The organism is Clostridium sp. LS3 (assembly GCF_055330225.1).
Genome location: NZ_CM143921.1, coordinates 434,437 through 453,444, shown reverse-complemented (window position 1 = coordinate 453,444; position 19,008 = coordinate 434,437). Strand labels below are relative to the sequence as shown.

Sequence of the window (19,008 nt, the reverse complement as noted above, 5' to 3'; positions counted from 1 at the left end):
ATGATAAATTGGGAAGTAGTTATATGGACATGCATCACTGTTGCAGTATTATTAGGAATAGGTGCCTTAATATTACTATTTATATCAGCTAGAAACATAAAAAAAAGAACCTCTGAACTTAAGGATGTTCATGTTGAATTAAAGCCAGGTATGAAAGTAATGTTCTGTTGTGGAGTTTATGGTAAAGTAATATCTGTAGGAGAAGAAAAGATAGAAATTGAAATTGCTAAAAACACAGTAATAAATGTATCTAGATATTCAATTCAAAATATTTTATAAATAATAAAAAGAGCTTCCGAAAAGGTAGCTCTTATTTTATGATTTAAATAATCTTTGCGCATATTCACTAGGGCTTATTTCATAATGTTGTGTGAAAGCTCTTGAAAAATAATGTATTGAGTTAAAACCTAACATAAATGCTATTTCACTGATAGTATATTTATTTTCTTTAATCAATTTCTTACTCTTAGATAATTTCAAATCATTAATATATTTCTTTGGTGATGTATTTAAATTATTTTTAAACATCATTTGCAAGGATGATCTTGAAATTGAAAATTTAATACAAAGCTCTTCTATAGTTATTGGAGAAGAAATCTTCTCTTCAATATATGCTAATATCCCTTCTAATAATTCATCTTGGAAATGCTGATATGACTCTTTATGTAGCTTGCTATCATCAATCTCTAAATAATCATATTGTAATAATCTAATTATAATTTCATGAAAATTGCTCAAAATAAGATTTTCTGAGTATGGTATTGTACTTGATATATTTTTTGCAAAAGTTCTTACAGCCTTGTATAATTCCTTTCTACAATGAAACACCCTATTGCATATTAAACTAGCATCATCACATTCCATATCAAACATAATTGTTAAATATGAACAAGCTGAATCAATATTTACAGATTGTGTGTGAAATTGATTTTTACCGTATACAATTAGATCAGATGAGTTTAATGTGTAATCAACACCATCAATAGATGTATTTAAAGTTCCATTATCAACAAATGTCAATTCAAATAAACTGTGACTCTCTCCTTTAAAATTGTAATTTGGACTTTTAATTGTATAATAATAAGCTATTATTTCAGGGATATTTATAGTAGGCAATATTCTATTATAAACATATGGTGGATTTAAAAATTCAAGTTTAAGGTTATATCCTGATGGTATTATTAAATTAAAAGTGACTTGATCTGTCATTGAAACAATATTAAAATACATATTAGGCCTAATTTCTAATTTTCTATGAACTGCAAACAGTTTAAAATCACCATTACTTGAATCACTTATTAATATAGATGCCATTCCTTTAACAATTTCTATATATGTTGGTTCTGAGAAATTGTATAGGCTAGAAATAACTTTATCACTAGTTACAATTTGCTTTAATATTAAATCATCCTTATGTATATCCTTAGCTTCATCATAAACAGAACCATACTTTCTAAATTGAGCACTAGTTGTTTTATCATACATAAAAATCACCTCAATATAAATTACTAATATTACTTTCTAATAAGACTTTCGCTAATCCTTAATTAATATCAATTTTATTTTGCTTATATACTTTTATATTATAAATATTAATTCACTAATTAATACTTAAATTAAAGTTATTGATATATTATATCATAGTTTTTTTTGAATTTAAAAGAGAACTTAACCGTAGCTTTAATATACTATATTAATATTAATATCATATTTTTACAAAACTAAATTTAACTCCATTTTGTAAACGTTGTTAAAAAGAATAAAACAAATACTAAAAAGTGTAAAGATTATCATTTATATTAAGTATATAATGTTCTCATATTAGTGAAAATAAAATGTTTTCACAAAGAGGAGGTGATAATATGCCAAATATTGTATTAACAAGAATAGACAATAGATTAATTCATGGACAAGTTGCAACTCAATGGTGTGGTTCTATTGGTGCAAACTTAATTCTAGTTGCAAATGATGTTGTAGCTGAAGATAAACTTAGACAAGGACTAATGGATATGTGTGCACCAGCTTATGCTTCAACTCGTTATTGGACAGTAGAGAAAACTATAAATACTATTCATAAGGCTAGTGCTAAACAACTTATATTTATAGTTTGTGAAAATCCTTCTGATGTGTTAAGACTTGTTGAAGGTGGAGTTCCAATAAAAAAAGTTAATATTGGAAACATGCATATGGCTGAAGGAAAAAGACAAGTTGCTGGTTCAGTTGCAGTAGATGACAAAGACGTAGAAGCATTCAGAAAGTTAAGAGAATTAGGAGTAGAGCTTGAAATAAGAAGAGTTCCTACTGAAGGTTCTGAGAATATCGAAAAGATTTTTAAATAATACGGAAGGGGAATGCCACATGGATTTTAATATTGTACAAATTCTGTTGGTTGCGGTATTTGCATTTATAGCAGGTATCGACCAATTTAGTTTCTTAGAGTCATTATATCAACCAATCGTATCCGGAGCTGTTATTGGTGCAATTCTTGGAGATTTACAAACTGGACTTATTGTAGGTGGTACTTATCAATTAATGACAATCGGAAATATGCCTGTTGGAGGAGCTCAACCTCCAAATGCTGTTATCGGAGGAATAATGGCAGTAGTATTTGCTATTTCTTCTAAATTAGATCCAGCGGCTTCTGTTGGACTAGCAGTTCCATTTGCATTACTTGGACAATATTGTGTTACTTTCTTATTCACAATAATGGCACCATTAATGTCAAAAGCTGACAAATATGCTGAAAAATCAGATACAAAGGGTATCGAAAGACTTAACTATGGAGCAATGGCTGCTTTAGGAGGATTCTTTGCACTTGTAGTTGTTATAGGATTAATCGGTGGTAGTGCTGCAGGTAAGACATTATCAGAATTATCAACAAAATATGTTTGGGTCATGAATGGACTTAGCGCTGCTGGTGGAATGATGCGTTATGTTGGGTTTGCAATTTTATTACGTATCATGTTATCAAATGACTTATGGGGCGTTTACTTTGCAGGTTTTGCACTTGCAACTATTATAGGAAAAATACAAGGTTTAGCTGGCTCAGCATTATTATTAATTGCATTTATTGGAATTGCAGTATGTGTCTACGACTTCCAAACTAATGTAAAAATGAAATCTTGTACAGCCGACATAGCGAGAGGAGGAGATGACGAAGATGGAATCTAATACTACACAATATAAAGATTTGACTCCTGCCAAACAACTTGATAAAAAAACTTTAAACAAAATGGTTTGGCGTTCATTATTCTTACAAGCTTCATTTAACTATGAAAGAATGCAAGCTGCTGGATGGCTATATGGAATATTACCTGGATTAGAAAAGATTCATACTGATAAAGATGACCTTTCAAAATCTATGAAACACAACTTAGAGTTCTTTAACACTCACCCATTCCTTGTAACTTTTGTTATGGGTATAATTTTATCATTAGAGCAACAAAAAGCTGATACTAATACTATCCGTGCTGTCCGTGTTGCTGCAATGGGACCTTTAGGTGGAATTGGAGATGCTATTTTTTGGTTCACATTAGTTCCAATTACTGCTGGTATTACTGCTAATATGGCTATTAATGGATCTCTAGCTGGTCCAATATTATTCTTATTAATATTTAATGCTGTTCAATTCCTAATTAGATATTGGTTGATGCATTGGTCATATAACTTAGGTTCAAAAGCAATTGATATTCTAACTAAAAATGCTAAAGAATTTACACGTTCAGCCTCTATGCTAGGTGTATTCATCGTTGGTGCACTTACTGCAAACTATGGTGCAACAAAATTAGCTATTGAAATACCAAATGGAGAAGCTCCAATTAATATACAAAATATATTAGATGGTGTTCTTCCTAACATGGTTCCACTAGCTCTAACATTAATGTTATTCTACTTAATTAAGAAAAGAAAATGGACTCCTGTTCAATGTATAGGTCTATTACTTGTAATTGGCTTAATTGGTGGATTCTTCGGAGTATTCGCTGTATAATATAACTTAAAAGCTTAAAGAGGACATGCTATTTACTAGCAGTCCTCTTTTTTTATTAATTTAATTTTATTATTATTTAACTTATTCAACATATAAGCTATTTTATCTAATTTATTATTGACTACAGAAACGAAACGAGGCTATCTCAGACAGCCTCTTTTTATTTATATTCTTTTACTTAAATATTTCTTTAACGTTATCTGGAACTTTATTTCCTGCTAAAGTATATGCTAATAATACTGAACCATTCCATGGGTCTAATGCTGGTTCTTGTAATTTGCATTTCAGTTTTGAATTATTTATCATTTCTTGTAAAGGCTCTAAAACGTATTTTCCAGACTTAAATACCCCACCTGTATATGATACTACAAATTCATCTTTAAAATTTAATTCCTTTGATATAGCATTTATATGCTCAAATATAGCCTCTGCAACATCCCTAAATATTTTTTTACAATCTGGACATCCTTCTTCCGCTGCAAGGAAACATATTTTAGAGAATTTAGCTAATTCCGTTCTATTAAACTTCAATCTATTAAATACTACGTCAACTATTTCATATTGGTATGTTATATTATACTCTTTTTCTAATATATCGTATAAAGCAGTTCTTTCTTTTCTTCCATCTTTTTGCTTTGTATATTCATTTATAGTCCTTAAGGCAATCCAATATGCACTACCATCATCACCTATCCCTGGTCCAAACCCACCACATCTAGCAAGCTTGCCTTCTGCATTTCTTCCATAAGCTATACTACCTGTACCAGCAACTACATTTATTCCTGGCTTGCAAGCAGTTCCCCCTGCCCATCCATTAACAGCATCATTGTCAATAGAATATGGTACTTCCATAACTTCTTTTATTGCTTTATCAATCTTTTCCATGTCATCTAGACTTTCTCCATATCCAGGAACTCCTGCAAATGCATATGCTATATCCTTAAATTCTATATTGGCTTCTTCACATACCTTTGAAATATTTTCTATTAACTCTTTTTTTATACCATCCACACCAACTTGATGAATGTGTATAGTTGAACCTTCCTTTTCTGATACCTTTTCAAGCTTGTCATTAACTAGTAGATACTTTGTTTTAGTTCCGCCTCCATCAATACCTAAATAATACATTTTTCCTTCCCCCTATACAACTTGTCTTATATAATTCTTTTTACTATAATAACATATTATAAACCTTACTAATTTTAAGCTATGTCTAGTATATTATTAATAACTTCCTCTACTATCTAATTATATCTTTATTATTATTAAATTCCAATATTATACTCTATTAAAATTAATAGATATCTCATATTAATTTTTAATACATATCTTTTCTTAACTTCTATATACTTCTATCATTTATGCCATCTTTCAACTGATAAAAAAACATTCTTGAATAAATTAATTAGCTTTGGAAAACATAAATTAAGTTATTATAGATGAAAAGGTTATTTTTTATTCTTATTGTCTTAAAAATTCATATTTTTAGAGGAGATGTTTAATATGAATATAGGAAATGTAGACATACTTAATTTATTATTCAGAACAACCGTTATATTTATTGTATTGTTAACATCAACAAGAGTACTTGGAAAAAAGCAAATGAGTCATCTAACATTTTTTAATTATGTTACTGGGATTACAATTGGTTCTATTGCTGCCAATGTAGTTAGTGATATTCATAGGCCCATTACGGATGAAGTTATTGGTTTGATTTGGTGGTGCGTACTAAGTAGCCTTGCTTCATACATAAGCTTAAAATCAGGAAAAATAAGACATATACTAGACGGACAACCAACTATCTTGATAAAAAAAGGTAAAATTATGAAAGATTCTTTATTTTCAACCGGTCTTAATATTGATGATCTTTCAATGCTACTTAGAAAGAATAGTGTTTTCTCTATTTTAGAAGTGGAATATGCTATATTAGAGCCAAACGGAAGCTTAAGTGTAATGAAAAAACCTGAGCATCATCAACCAACTAAGTCTGATATGAAAATACCTGTTTCCGAGATAAAATATATTCCTTCTGAAATAATTAGTGATGGTAAAATAATAAAGCATAATTTAAAAGAATTTGATTTAGATGAGAAGTGGGTAAAAGATGAACTCGCTAAGCAAAATATAAATTCAATTAAGGATGTCTTTTATGCTGAAATTCAAAGTGATGGAACTTTATTTATTGATAAGAACCCATAATAAAACAAAATAAGGTTGGATGCATCCTTGCTATTCCAACCTTATTTTTTTATACTTCTATTTTGTTTTCCCTTGCATAGTAGAACAAATATTGTTGTGCCATCCCTGATAAGGCACCAAATTTATCCCTAGCAAATACTCTCATTTTATTTAAAGATACATCTGGAGCAACATAAAAATGAATCATTGCTCTTTTAACCCATACATCTACAGGAAAAGATGAATGTTTTGCCATTGAAAATAACATTATACAATCAGCAACTTTTGCTCCTACTCCCATAAACTTTTGAAGTGCTATATGGCATTCATCATCATTTAATGATTTTATGTACTCTAAATCAAAATCTAATACTTCTGGTCTTTCTTCATACTTAGTAGGATTTAATTCTATATCCTCTTTAATTACTAGAGCTTCATTAACTTTTTTAATAGTATCAACTATATACTTACTTCTAAAAGATGCACCTGTTTCTTGTATTTCCTCTAGTGTGGATTCCTTAATTGCTTTTGGAGTTGGGAATGTATAATATTCATTTCCTTTGTATTCTACTTTTTCTCCCCATTTTTCACATATCTTTTTAACTGTTTTCTTTATTGATGGAATACTATTTCTAGCTGATATTATAAAACTTATAAGCATTTCAAAAGGATCTTGATTTAATATTCTGATTCCATACCCAAACTCAACACTTTTTCTAAGTATTTCATCCTTTGCAAGAACATCCTTTATATCATCATAGCTTCTTTCTAAGTCAAAATAATTTAACCATATGTTATTAAAGTCTTTTTCATTAGTATTATATATTGTAACTTCATCATCTTTTTGAATTACTTCTATAACTTTTCCATAGGCAACAATTATGTAATTACAATCATTTATCTTATCCCATCTAAAACATTGCCCACACTCTAATATTTGCTTTATATTAAAGTTTTTAACTCCTTGTATTATAGCTTTATCTTCTTCAAATATAACATTTTTAAAATCCATTTCTTCACCTCTATATATCTCATTAATATATTATTTATCCCCGAGACATAAACGAACTATTCCCCTCTTCTTTTAATTAATTATAACACAATATAAATTAAAATAAAAAATTGCAAATTGATAATTTTAAAATAAACCTTATTTAGTTTAAAAAAATAGAGAAATTCAATGAACTTCCCTATAAATTTAATTTTATAAACATTTTACTATTTTTGATTGTCAATATGATCACTCTTTAAATTAAATAATTTAATAATAAGGTAGCTAATCCTAAGAAGAAGAAGAAACCTAATACATCTGTAAATGTTGTTACAAATATGGATGAAGCTAATGCTGGGTCTATATTAAGCTTTTTAAGCACTATTGGTACTACATAACCTGACATTGTAGCAACAACCATATTTAAAACCATGGCTACACCTATAACTATTCCAAAAACAATATTTCTTTCCCACATATATCCTAATATAGATATTATAATAGCTATTACAGAACCTGTTATAAGTCCGATTCCGACCTCTTTAAAGAATGTATGCTTAATATTGCTAAAGTTTAATTCCCCTAATGCTAATCCTCTAACAATTATAGTTAATGTTTGTGTACCCGCATTTCCGCCCATTCCTGCAACTATTGGCATAAATGTAGCTAAAGAAACTACTCGTCCTATTGTACCTTCAAACATCCCTACAACTGCTGATGCTAAAATAGCTGTAACTAAATTAATAACAAGCCAAGGTAATCTACTTTTTACTGACTCTCCTAATGTTCCATTAATCTTTTCTTCCTTGTCTATTCCCCCAAGACGATGAATATCTTCTGTACTTTCATCCCTTAATATTTGCATCACATCATCAAAGGTTATTATACCAAGTAATCTTTTTGCATTATCTACTACAGGCATAGTTAAATATCCATATTTCTCAAACCTATGTCCAACTTCTTCTTGATCCATATTATAGGGAATCCATTCTACATTAGTATTTAAAATATCTGATATCTTAGTATTAAACCCTGAGACTACTAAATCTTTTAATGGAACTATTCCTTTAAGCTTATCAAAATTATCTATTACATATAAGTCATATATATTTTGAATCTCTTCTCCATATTGTTGTAAATATTTTAAAGTTTCCTCTACAGTCATATTCTCTTTTACTGATATAAATTCCGTAGCCATTATCCCTGCAGCAGTGTCTGGATCATAGCTTAATAATTGCCTAACTTTTCTAGCATCTGCATCAGTCATCTTTGCTAAAATCTTATTCGCTTGTCCTTCATCTAAAATCCCTAGTAAATCTGTTAATTCATCTGAAGACATTTCTTCAATAATATTTTTTTGTTTGTTCTCTGAAAACTGACTAAGTATTTCATACTTTTCTTCATTCTCAGCTTCATCTATTATTGATGCAATAAATTCCTCTGGTAATCTATATAAGATATCAGTTATATCTTCTTTATTATCACGTAATACATCTAATATATCTACTGGATGTATATCTTCTATATACTTAATAATTTTATCTTGTGGAGCATGAAGTAAAAATCTTCTTAACTCTTCCTTATTCATATCTAACTTCATAAATTTTCCTCCTAAAATTAGATAGGAGAAAATCCTTCAATAGAGATTACTACTATTAAGACTTTCCTATCTTTTTTATATCTAAATCTATTCAATTCATACATTGTCCCCAGATACGAGTCCATAGTAACATCTCCCTTCAAAATAAAAAACTTTTGCCCTCTACGACAAAAGTTAATAACATTAGCTTTATAATCGTAGAGCTTTAGCACTATAAAGCGTAGACATAATGTCAGCTACATTAAAAATCACCTTAGCGATGATTCTTGCTAACCCATTGGAATCTCTAGATTTTTCTGGGTAGTAGCATTTTTCTTTATAGGAACCTCACCTAACAATTTGTATTATATATTTATTCCTAATAATATACTATGCAATAAAAATCTACATGTCAATAAAATGAATATTATTTTATAACAAACTATACTTTAAACTATTATGAACCTCTAATATTATATACAATATATTAAATAAAAAAAAGTGAAAGAGCTTAGGAATTTATTCCTTTACTCTCCCACTAGTTTTAATTCTTTATTATTAAATTCTAATAATTATAGAATCCTTTTCCTGTTTTTCTTCCAAGATATCCAGCTCTAACATATTTTCTTAAAAGACTACTTGCTCTATATTTACTGTCTCCTGTTTCATTATATAAAACATCCATAATAGCTAGGCAAACATCTAATCCTATAAGATCTCCTAAAGCTAAAGGTCCCATTGGATGATTTGCGCCATATTTCATTGAAGTATCTATATCTTCAACTGAAGCTATTCCTTCTTGTAGTATAAATGTAGCTTCATTTATCATTGGAATAAGTATTCTATTAACTACAAATCCTGGAGCTTCTGCAACTTCTACAGGCTCTTTTCCGATTGCAACTGATAAATTTTTAACAGAATCAAAAGTTTCTTGAGATGTAGCTATACCTCTTATAACTTCTACTAGCTTCATTATTGGAGCCGGGTTAAAAAAGTGCATTCCTATAACTTTATCTGGTCTTTTTGTTGCTGATGCAACTTCTGTTATTGATAATGATGAAGTATTAGAAGCTAAGATTGCTGATTCCTTACAAATTGAATCTAGTTCAGCAAATATACTCTTTTTAATTTCCATATTTTCTACTGCGGCTTCTATTACTAAATCACAATCCTCAGCAAGAGATAAATCAGTAGTTCCCGTTATTCTTGAAAGTATAGCTTCCTTATCTTCTTCAGTCATTTTTCCCTTAGAAACTAATTTGCTTAAGCCTTTATTTATTCCAGCTATTCCTCTTTCAACAAATTCATCTTTGATATCTCTAACTATAACTTCATATCCTTTTTGAGCGAAAGCTTGAACTATTCCAGCACCCATTGTTCCTGCGCCTATTACAAAAATCTTTTCCATTTTTACTAAACACCCCTTTATAATTGATAGTTGTCAATTAATAATTAACAATTCAAAAAAACTAAATTAATAAATATTAAATTTACTCTTTAATTGTCTATTTTCTATTGCTAATTGTCAATTATATTTATTGTATGTTAATTCTATTTCTCTTCTTTTAACTCTTTTACTTGTACTGTCATTTCTGGCACAACTTTTAATAAATCTCCAACTATTCCATAGTCTGCTGACTTCATTATTGGAGCTGATGAATCTTTATTTATAGCTATTATCATGTCAGAGTCTTGCATACCTGCAACGTGTTGTATTGCTCCTGAAATACCACATGCTATATATATATTTGGTCTTACTGTTTTACCTGTTTGACCAACTTGATAATCTCTTTCTATCCAACCATTTTCCACAGCTGCTCTTGATCCTGCAACAGTTCCTCCTAAGGCTTCTGCTAATTCTTCTAGTATAGCAAAATTTTCCTTAGAACCAACTCCTCTACCTCCAGCTACTATAAAGTTAGCTTCACTTATATCAACTATATCCTTAGCTTCCTTTACAATTTCAACTATTTTAGTTCTAATATCTGCCTCTTCTAGCTTAACTTCAACATTTTCTACAGTAAACTCTCTATCTTCATCTGGAAGCTTTGAGAACACTCCCGGTCTTACTGTAGCCATTTGTGGTCTATGATCAGGGCAAGCTATTGTTGCCATTAAGTTTCCACCAAAAGCTGGTCTTGTAGCTAGTAAATCTGCTTTTTCAACATCAACATCTAAGACTGTACAGTCTGCTGTTAATCCTGTTGATAATCTAGCTGCTACTCTAGGCCCTAAATCTCTTCCAATGAAAGTAGCTCCTATAAATAATATTCCTGGTTTTCTTTCATTAGCTATATCGCAAATAACTTTTGTGTATCCATCAGTTGTATAATGCTTTAATAACTCATTCTCAGCAACGATAACCTCATCTGCTCCATGTCTTCCTAATGTGTCTGCTAATCCATTAACTTTATCTCCTAATAGCAATGCTGTTAGTTTTACTCCTAACTTATCAGCAATCATTCTACCTTCACCTAATAATTCTAGAGAAACCTTTTGAAGTTCCCCTTCTCTTTGCTCAGCAAATACCCAAACTCCATTGTAATCTGCCATACTCATATTTTTTACCTCCCATATATCTTAGATATAGTGCTTTTCCTTTAATTTTCCTAATACATGCTTTACAGCTTCTTGTGGAACTTCATTTATTATTTCTCCAGCTCCTTTAGCTTCTTTAGTCATACTCTTTTTAACCTTAGTCGGCGATCCTTTAAGTCCTAATTCATCTTTATTCACATCTATATCATCAGCTGACCAAATCTTTATTTCCTTATTAGCTGTGTCAAAGATATACTTAACATTCATATATCTTGGCTCATTTAATTCCTTTATAGCTGTTAAAAGAACTGGTGCCTTAACTTTTATTAATTCATACCCATCTTCTAATGCTCTATTTACTAATAATCCATCTTCTTCTACTTTAACATCTTGAACATATGTTACTTGAGGTATATTTAAATGCTCTGCAATTTCTGGACCTACTTGAGCAGTATCTCCATCGATTGCTTGTCTTCCTGCAAATACTATATCATACTCTAACTTTTTTAAAGCTCCTGCTAAAGCCTTTGAAGTTGCTAATGTATCTGCTCCCGCAAAAGCCCTATCAGTTATAAGAATGGCTTCATCAGCTCCCATACATAAAGCTTCTCTTAAAGCATTTTGTGCTTGAGGAGGTCCCATACTTATTACTGTAACTTTCGCTCCTGTATTGTCTTTTATTGTTAATGCTTCTTCTAAAGCATGTTTATCCTCTGGATTTATTATTGATGGAACTCCATCTCTTATAAGTGTTCCTGTTTTTGGATCAATCTTAACAGCTGTTGTATCTGGAACTTGTTTTAAACAAACTACTATATTCATCTATAAATCCTCCCTTATTATCTTAATGCATTTCCTGAAATAACCATTTTTTGAACTTCTGATGTTCCTTCATAGATTTCAGTTATCTTAGCATCTCTCATCATTCTTTCAACTGGATATTCCCTAGTATATCCGTATCCACCGAATATTTGAACAGCCTTAGTTGTTACATCCATAGCAACTTCTGCTGCATAAAGTTTAGCTCTTGCTGCTTCTACTGAATATGGAAGTTTAGCATCCTTTAAGCATGCTGCTTTATAAACTAAGTGTCTTGCAGCTTCTATTTTTGTATCCATTTCTGCAATCATCCATTGTAAACCTTGGAATGCTGCTAATGGTCTTCCAAATTGTTTTCTTTCCTTCATATAAGCAACTGCTTCGTCAAATGCTCCTTCTGCTATTCCTAAAGCTTGAGCTGCTATACCTATTCTTCCTCCATCTAGAGTTTTCATAGCTATACCAAAGCCTTTACCTTCTTGTCCAATTAAGTTCTCCTTTGGAACAATACAATTACTCATAACTAATTCTGTTGTTGAAGAAGCTCTAATTCCTAGTTTTTCTTCTTTCTTTCCTATTGAGAATCCTGGAAAATCCTTTTCAACTATAAATGCTGATATTCCCTTTGTTCCTTTACTTCTATCTGTCATAGCAAATATTATAAATGTTTCTGCTACTCCTCCATTAGTTATAAATATTTTTGATCCGTTTAATATATAATTATCTCCATCTAATACTGCTACTGTTTGTTGACCTGCCGCATCTGTACCTGCTCCTGGTTCTGTTAAACCAAAAGCACCAAGTTTTTTACCTGTTGCAAGATCTTTTAAATACCTTTCTTTTTGATCTTTAGTTCCAAACTGCTCTATTAAAGATGCACAAAGAGAAGTGTGGGCAGACACTATAACCCCTGTAGTTCCACAAGCCTTTGATAGCTCCTCTACAGTTAATATATAAGAAAGCGTGTCTCCACCTGCTCCACCGTACTCTTTAGAAAAAGGAATTCCTAACATTCCAAGCTTGGCCATTTTTTCAACGTTTTCCATTGGAAATCTTTCAGTTTCATCAATTTCAGCAGCAATTGGTTTTACTTCATTTATAGTGAATTCTCTAGCCATTTGTCTCACTAATTCTTGCTCTCTAGTTAATTGAAAATTCATTTAATATACCTCCTTGATATTGAACCTTTTTTGATTATATGAATTTACTTAATTTAAATATTTTTAATTATTTAAATTTGAATTTTTTTTATATTTTATTTTTTCTGACTATTTGTTAGAAAAATTTTTGGCTCTCTTTTCCATAAATGCTTCCATGCCCTCTTTTTGATCTTCTGTAGAGAAGCATTTACCAAAATCTTCGGCTTCAATTTCTATAGCTTTATCTATATCTACTTGCATCCCCCTATTTATAGCATCTTTACATAACCTTACTGCTATAGGAGCATTTGATATTATGGTCTTTGCCATATTTTTAGCTTCTTCCATTAAACTTTCTAGTGCCACAACTTTATTAACTAAGCCTATTTTTAAAGCTTCATCTGCCTTTACAGTTGCACAAGTATAAATAAGCTCTTTGCCCTTTCCTTCACCAACTAATCTTGGTAATCTTTGAGTTCCTCCAAATCCTGGTGTTATTCCAAGACCAACCTCTGGTTGAGCAAATCTAGCCTTTTCTGAAGCTATTCTTATATCACAAGCCATAGCTAATTCACATCCACCACCTAAAGCAAATCCTGATATAGCCGCAATAACAGGCTTGTCTAATTTTTCTAATCTTCTGAAAACTCTGTTTCCTAAAAGACCAAATTCTCTTCCTTCATCTTCAGTTAAGTCCTTCATTTCAGAAATATCTGCTCCAGCAACAAAAGCTTTTTCCCCAGATCCTGTTAGTATGACACAGTAAATATTTTGATCATTTTCTAAATCATCTAAAACTGCATCTAAATCTTTTAAAGTCCCTGAATTTAAAGCATTTAAAGCTTTAGGTCTATTAATTGTAACAATAGCTAGATTTCCCTCTTTTTCAAGAATTACATTCTTTAACTCCATAATAAAGTCCTCCCTTTAACTATACTTATATAAAATTATTCAATTTTTCATTAATCTTTAATTATATAAGCTTCTCAAACCTATACTTTATACCCTTTAATGTGACATATTTAACTAAACATATCAAAAATTCTTTAATAATCTATATGTTTAATAAATAAACCATTTGTTAATCTTGTAACAATTAATAAAAAAAATAATTGAAGCCCCCGCTTCAATTATTATTATAAACTCTTAAATTTTCTTTTGCAATAAATATTTCTAATTTTAGGCAATTTTTTAATGTAACTACTTACTTTCATCTTTATCATGAAGTAAATATATTAATGTTAGTAAACTTTCTGATAAATGAACATTTTCAACTGTAACTTCTTCAGGTACAGATAAATCAACTGGAGCAAAATTCCATACGCCTGTTACTCCACCTTCTACTAAAGTATCACTAACCTTTTGTGCATTTATTCTAGGAACACAAATTATTCCTATATCTATACTGTTATCTCCTAAATAATATTTTAAGTTATCAATATCTTGTATTTCTATATCTCTTATTTTCATTCCAATAAGCTTAGGATTTGCATCAAATATAGCTTCTATAGTTAACCCTATTTGAGAAAATCTACTGTAATTTGCTATTGCCTGACCTATATTTCCTGCTCCAACTATGATTCCTTTGTATTCTTTATTTAATCCCAATATTAGGCTTATTTGATTATATAAATCTTTTACATTATATCCATAGCCCTGTTGGCCAAAGTCTCCAAAACAATTTAAGTCTTGGCGTATTTGTGACGCTGTAAAGCCTATCTTTTCTCCTAACTCTTTTGAAGAAATTCTATCTACATCATTTCTTAACAACTCTTGTAAGTATCTATGATATTTTGGCAGTCTTTTAATTACAGCCATAGAAATATTCTTTTTCTTATCCATAACCTTCATTCTCCTAATCAAATTTATTTTCATATATTAAAACTTTATTATTACCAAATTTATAATATATATTTTAACACTTTTATTAAAATTTTAAAACAACTTGAGTTACGTATTTAACAAAGTTTCAAAATTTTCTTTTATTTTTCTTAAAATCTAAAAATAGATTATATACTTAATAAACATTTAATAAAATATTTTCCAATAAAAATTAATTTAATTATATTTAGTTATAAAAAATAGACTTATGTATAACGTAGCAGATCCGTTATACATAAGTCTCAAATTTATACAAAGCTTCTCAAAGCTTTGTAAACAAGATAATGATCTTGTATGCTTCCCTTACGCCTGAAAATTTTCAACCTAATTCATTATATTTAATATGATGAAATTTGTCAATAAAATAGTTATAAAATTATTTTAAACATCTAGTTGAATTTAGAACTGCTATTAAAGTTACTCCTACATCTGCAAATACTGCTTCCCACATTGTTGCTACTCCAAAAGCACTTAAAATCAATACTAATACTTTTACTCCTAATGAGAATATTATATTTTGCCATAAAACTTTATTTGTCTTTCTTGCAACTTTAATGGCTGTAACTAAAGCTTCTGGATCGTCTTTCATTAAAACTACATCTGCGGCTTCAATAGCTGCATCTGAACCTATTCCTCCCATAGCAACTCCTATATCAGCTCTTGCTAAAACTGGTGCATCATTTATTCCATCTCCAACAAATATAACTTTTCCTTGAGTTGAATTATCTTTTATTAAACCTTCTACCTTTTCAACCTTATCTCCTGGTAATAATTCTGAAAATACCTTATCAACGCCTACTAGTGATGCTACCTTTTCTGCCACGGATTTATTATCACCTGTTAACATAACAGTTTGAGAAACCCCAACTTCCTTCAAGCCTTCTATGGCTTTCTTAGCGCCTTCTTTTATTTCATCGGATATAACTATATTACCTTTATATTCATTATTTATAGCAATATGAACTATTGTTCCAATTGATGCTATATCAGTATAACTTATATTAAACTTTTCCATCAGTTTATAGTTACCTACTAAAACTTCTGCTCCGTTAATTAAGGCTTTAATTCCATGTCCTGATATTTCTTCATAATCACTTAACTCTTCATTTTTTATATCTTTTCCATATTCCTTTATAATAGATTGAGCTATTGGATGATTTGATAAGCTTTCTGCTATAGCCGCAACCTCTATTAATTCTTCTTTTGAAATATTATTATTATTTATTTCTGTTACCTTAAAAACTCCTTTAGTTAAAGTTCCTGTTTTATCAAAAACAACTGTATTAACATCTTTAAGAGCTTCTAGGTAATTTCCACCCTTAACTAATATACCTTTTTTAGATGCTCCTCCAATCCCTGCAAATAATCCGAGAGGAATAGAAACTACTAATGCACAAGGACAAGATACAACTAAGAATATTAAAGCTCTATAAATCCAATCTGAAAAACTTGCATCCTTTATAACTAATGGAGGTATTATAGCCAACGCTAAAGCTGAAAATACAACTATTGGAGTATATACTCTTGCAAATTTAGTTATAAACTTTTCAGTTGGTGCTTTTTTATTAGATGCATTTTCCACTAATTCTAAAATTCTTGATACTGTTGATTCTTTAAAGTTTTTAGATACCTTAACTTTTAAAACACCATTTGTATTTATAAATCCTGCTAGAATATCTTCTCCCACAGAAACTTCCCTTGGAACTGATTCACCAGTAAGTGCTGATGTATCTACAAAGCTTGTTCCATCTAATACAACACCATCTAAAGGTACTCTTTCACCTGGCTTAATAACTATTATATCATCTATATTGACTGTTTCTGGTTTAACTTTTTCTTCTTTTCCATCTACTAAAATATTAGCATATTCAGCTCTTATATTCATAAGAGATGTTATTGATTTTCTAGATCTATTTACTGCATAAGATTGGAATACCTCTCCTATTTCATAAAATAACATAACTGCTACCCCTTCTTTAAAGTCACCTACAAAGAAGGCTCCTAAAGTAGCAACTGTCATTAAGAAGTTTTCATCAAATACTTCTCCTCTGAATATATTTTTTATAGCTGTTAAAACTACTTCTCCTCCAATTAAAACATAACTAAGAGCAAAAAGTATTATTGATATCATTGAAGCCTCTTTTGAAATGATAGCAACTATATATATTATTGCACCTATTATTAATCTAATATTCTCCTTTATATCAACTTTTCCTCCATGTGAATGATCATGAGAGTGTCCGTGTGAATCATCATGAGAATGTCCATGATCTTCTCCTCTTAAATGGGTATGAGAATGTTCCTTCCCATGATTATGATTTTCTTTATCACTATCACTTTCTATAGAACAGCAACTACTTGTACATCTATTAACATTTTCAGTAATGTTATTATTATCATTTTTATCAAATACCTTAACTTCTGGCTCTAGCTTTTTAATTATTGATTTTGTTTCTTCTATTACCTCTTCTCTTGATATATCTCCATTTAATTCTATAATCAAGTTTGAAGTTGTAAAATTCAAATTGGCTTCTTTAACTCCATTTAAGTTATTAACTCTAGTTTCAATTTTATTTGCACAATTTGCACAAGTTAATCCAGATAAAATCAATTTTATTTCATTACTACTCATTTCTATCCCCACTTTCTTATTCAATAATATGCTTAAATCCTTCATTAAATATATGCTCAATATGATCATCTGCTAATGAATAATATATTACTTTTCCAGCTCTTCTAAACTTAACTAATCTATTTGATTTTAATACTCTAAGCTGATGTGAAATCGCTGATTGAGTCATATTTAATAAAGCAGCTAAATCGCATACACATAACTCTTCTTGAAATAAAGCACATAATATTTTTATTCTTGTAGAATCGCTGAAAGCCTTAAATAAATCAGCTAAATCATATAAAGTTTCTTCATTTGGTATAGAACCTTTTACTTTTTCAACTACATCTTTATGAATTATAGTACAATTACAACTTTCCAATTTATTTTCTTCCATAATTCCCCTCCAAACTCATATGAACAATTGTTCATATGTTTATTTAATAATATTATATGCTATTCTTATTAAATGTGTCAACTTTAAATAAAAATCTTTTGTAAAAAAGTGGACATATTTAATCATATTTTCAAAACTTTAAGCTTTTATACTCGCCTAAACCTAAAAAAGAGAGCTTTACAGCTCTCTATATTACCAATGCAATATGCTCTTTTAATTTTTGATTTAAAACAACTTCATTCAAAACCATATTTACAACAGTACTGCAAATATGACTAGCATAAATTAGATCTTTTTCATATGAGGATTTTCCATTATATTCTTCCTGTAGCTTCATTATATATTTTCTTATTTCTTCTGAAGTCAAATGTAAATTTATATCTTTTTTAATAGTATAATTCTTTGTAAATTTATTTAATTCATTTTCATATAATACATGTTCTTTCATAGCATTAGCACTTTTAAATTCCCATCTTTGAAAATGTGGAATACAGAAATAATCACATAAAAAGTGACATACAACTCCTAATTCCTGATTAAACTTATTAGGTGAATATCTAGTATAGATATCATCTAAAGTTAGAGAAGATAAAAATTCTATTTTTTTTACAATCATTTCAAAACTTTCATCAATATAATGTTTTTTAAACTTATATTTTGATACAGAATCAGGTTTTAAATTTCCCCAAATAAAATGACCATCATTTATTATAAAAACTTTATCTTCTTCAACATTGTTTATAAATTGTTGTGCTAAAGCTTTGTGAGTATTCATCATCATAATTGCCTCACCTCGCTTTTATTTTTATATCTTTATAATAATACTATAGATGATAAAAAACAAATATGTTTTTTTGTTTATATCTCCATTTATTATCATATTAACT

At 29.6% G+C, this 19,008-nt stretch carries 18 protein-coding genes and 1 riboswitch; of the genes, 5 read left to right on the top strand and 13 right to left on the bottom strand.

The window, feature by feature from the left end:
- The gene (gene yajC / locus ACZJV1_RS02335; protein ID WP_463651290.1) at positions 1–279 is read left to right on the top strand and encodes a preprotein translocase subunit YajC; all 279 of its coding nucleotides are present in this window, start codon (positions 1–3) and stop codon (positions 277–279) included.
- 36 nt (positions 280–315) lie between these two features.
- Here the strand turns inward: yajC and ACZJV1_RS02330 are convergent, their stop codons facing one another.
- Complete coding sequence (locus ACZJV1_RS02330) at positions 316–1,485, bottom strand: helix-turn-helix domain-containing protein (protein ID WP_463651289.1); 1,170 nt, start codon at positions 1,483–1,485, stop codon at positions 316–318.
- A gap of 377 nt (positions 1,486–1,862) precedes the next feature.
- Between ACZJV1_RS02330 and agaV the strand changes: the two genes are divergently transcribed.
- From agaV to ACZJV1_RS02315, 3 genes are read left to right on the top strand one after another with little or no spacing between them, the layout of a single operon-like run.
- Positions 1,863–2,339 (top strand): PTS N-acetylgalactosamine transporter subunit IIB, encoded by a 477-nt coding sequence (gene agaV, locus ACZJV1_RS02325; RefSeq protein WP_463651288.1) that lies wholly within the window; start codon positions 1,863–1,865, stop codon positions 2,337–2,339.
- Between the two features lie 19 nt (positions 2,340–2,358).
- A complete protein-coding gene (locus tag ACZJV1_RS02320; RefSeq protein WP_463651287.1) occupies positions 2,359–3,171 on the top strand; it encodes a PTS mannose/fructose/sorbose/N-acetylgalactosamine transporter subunit IIC in 813 nt (270 codons plus the stop codon).
- A complete protein-coding gene (locus ACZJV1_RS02315; protein WP_463652137.1) occupies positions 3,161–3,988 on the top strand; it encodes a PTS system mannose/fructose/sorbose family transporter subunit IID in 828 nt (275 codons plus the stop codon). Before ACZJV1_RS02320 ends, ACZJV1_RS02315 begins: the two co-directional genes overlap by 11 nt.
- Positions 3,989–4,162: 174 nt before the next feature.
- Here ACZJV1_RS02315 and ACZJV1_RS02310 read toward each other — a convergent pair whose 3' ends face one another.
- Positions 4,163–5,116, bottom strand: a complete 954-nt coding sequence (locus tag ACZJV1_RS02310) for an N-acetylglucosamine kinase (protein ID WP_463651286.1) — start codon at positions 5,114–5,116, stop codon at positions 4,163–4,165.
- Between the two features lie 375 nt (positions 5,117–5,491).
- Between ACZJV1_RS02310 and ACZJV1_RS02305 the strand changes: the two genes are divergently transcribed.
- Positions 5,492–6,187 (top strand): YetF domain-containing protein, encoded by a 696-nt coding sequence (locus ACZJV1_RS02305; protein WP_460289071.1) that lies wholly within the window; start codon positions 5,492–5,494, stop codon positions 6,185–6,187.
- 49 nt (positions 6,188–6,236) lie between these two features.
- Here the strand turns inward: ACZJV1_RS02305 and ACZJV1_RS02300 are convergent, their stop codons facing one another.
- From ACZJV1_RS02300 to ACZJV1_RS02250, 11 genes are all read right to left on the bottom strand, one after another.
- Entirely contained in the window at positions 6,237–7,178 is a 942-nt protein-coding gene (locus tag ACZJV1_RS02300; protein WP_411169661.1) for a DNA-3-methyladenine glycosylase family protein, read from the bottom strand.
- 235 nt (positions 7,179–7,413) lie between these two features.
- Entirely contained in the window at positions 7,414–8,757 is a 1,344-nt protein-coding gene (gene mgtE, locus ACZJV1_RS02295) for a magnesium transporter (RefSeq protein ID WP_463651285.1), read from the bottom strand.
- A gap of 183 nt (positions 8,758–8,940) precedes the next feature.
- A riboswitch (M-box (ykoK) riboswitch) is annotated at positions 8,941–9,103 on the bottom strand.
- Between the two features lie 198 nt (positions 9,104–9,301).
- Entirely contained in the window at positions 9,302–10,144 is an 843-nt protein-coding gene (locus ACZJV1_RS02290; protein WP_463651284.1) for a 3-hydroxybutyryl-CoA dehydrogenase, read from the bottom strand.
- A gap of 143 nt (positions 10,145–10,287) precedes the next feature.
- The gene (locus ACZJV1_RS02285; protein ID WP_463651283.1) at positions 10,288–11,295 is read right to left on the bottom strand and encodes an electron transfer flavoprotein subunit alpha/FixB family protein; all 1,008 of its coding nucleotides are present in this window, start codon (positions 11,293–11,295) and stop codon (positions 10,288–10,290) included.
- A gap of 21 nt (positions 11,296–11,316) precedes the next feature.
- The gene (locus tag ACZJV1_RS02280; protein ID WP_411169657.1) at positions 11,317–12,096 is read right to left on the bottom strand and encodes an electron transfer flavoprotein subunit beta; all 780 of its coding nucleotides are present in this window, start codon (positions 12,094–12,096) and stop codon (positions 11,317–11,319) included.
- Positions 12,097–12,113: 17 nt separating this feature from the next.
- Positions 12,114–13,253: an acyl-CoA dehydrogenase gene (locus ACZJV1_RS02275; RefSeq protein ID WP_460289067.1), complete on the bottom strand. Its 1,140-nt coding sequence runs from the start codon at positions 13,251–13,253 to the stop codon at positions 12,114–12,116.
- A gap of 108 nt (positions 13,254–13,361) precedes the next feature.
- Entirely contained in the window at positions 13,362–14,144 is a 783-nt protein-coding gene (locus ACZJV1_RS02270) for a short-chain-enoyl-CoA hydratase (protein ID WP_463651282.1), read from the bottom strand.
- 288 nt (positions 14,145–14,432) lie between these two features.
- Entirely contained in the window at positions 14,433–15,074 is a 642-nt protein-coding gene (locus ACZJV1_RS02265) for a redox-sensing transcriptional repressor Rex (RefSeq protein ID WP_460289065.1), read from the bottom strand.
- Positions 15,075–15,489: 415 nt separating this feature from the next.
- Positions 15,490–17,745, bottom strand: coding sequence for a heavy metal translocating P-type ATPase (locus ACZJV1_RS02260; RefSeq protein ID WP_463651281.1), 2,256 nt, complete (start codon positions 17,743–17,745; stop codon positions 15,490–15,492).
- A 16-nt stretch (positions 17,746–17,761) separates the two neighbouring features.
- The gene (locus tag ACZJV1_RS02255; protein ID WP_411169652.1) at positions 17,762–18,121 is read right to left on the bottom strand and encodes an ArsR/SmtB family transcription factor; all 360 of its coding nucleotides are present in this window, start codon (positions 18,119–18,121) and stop codon (positions 17,762–17,764) included.
- Between the two features lie 187 nt (positions 18,122–18,308).
- Positions 18,309–18,902, bottom strand: coding sequence for a zinc dependent phospholipase C family protein (locus tag ACZJV1_RS02250; protein WP_463651280.1), 594 nt, complete (start codon positions 18,900–18,902; stop codon positions 18,309–18,311).
- Positions 18,903–19,008: the final 106 nt, after the last annotated feature.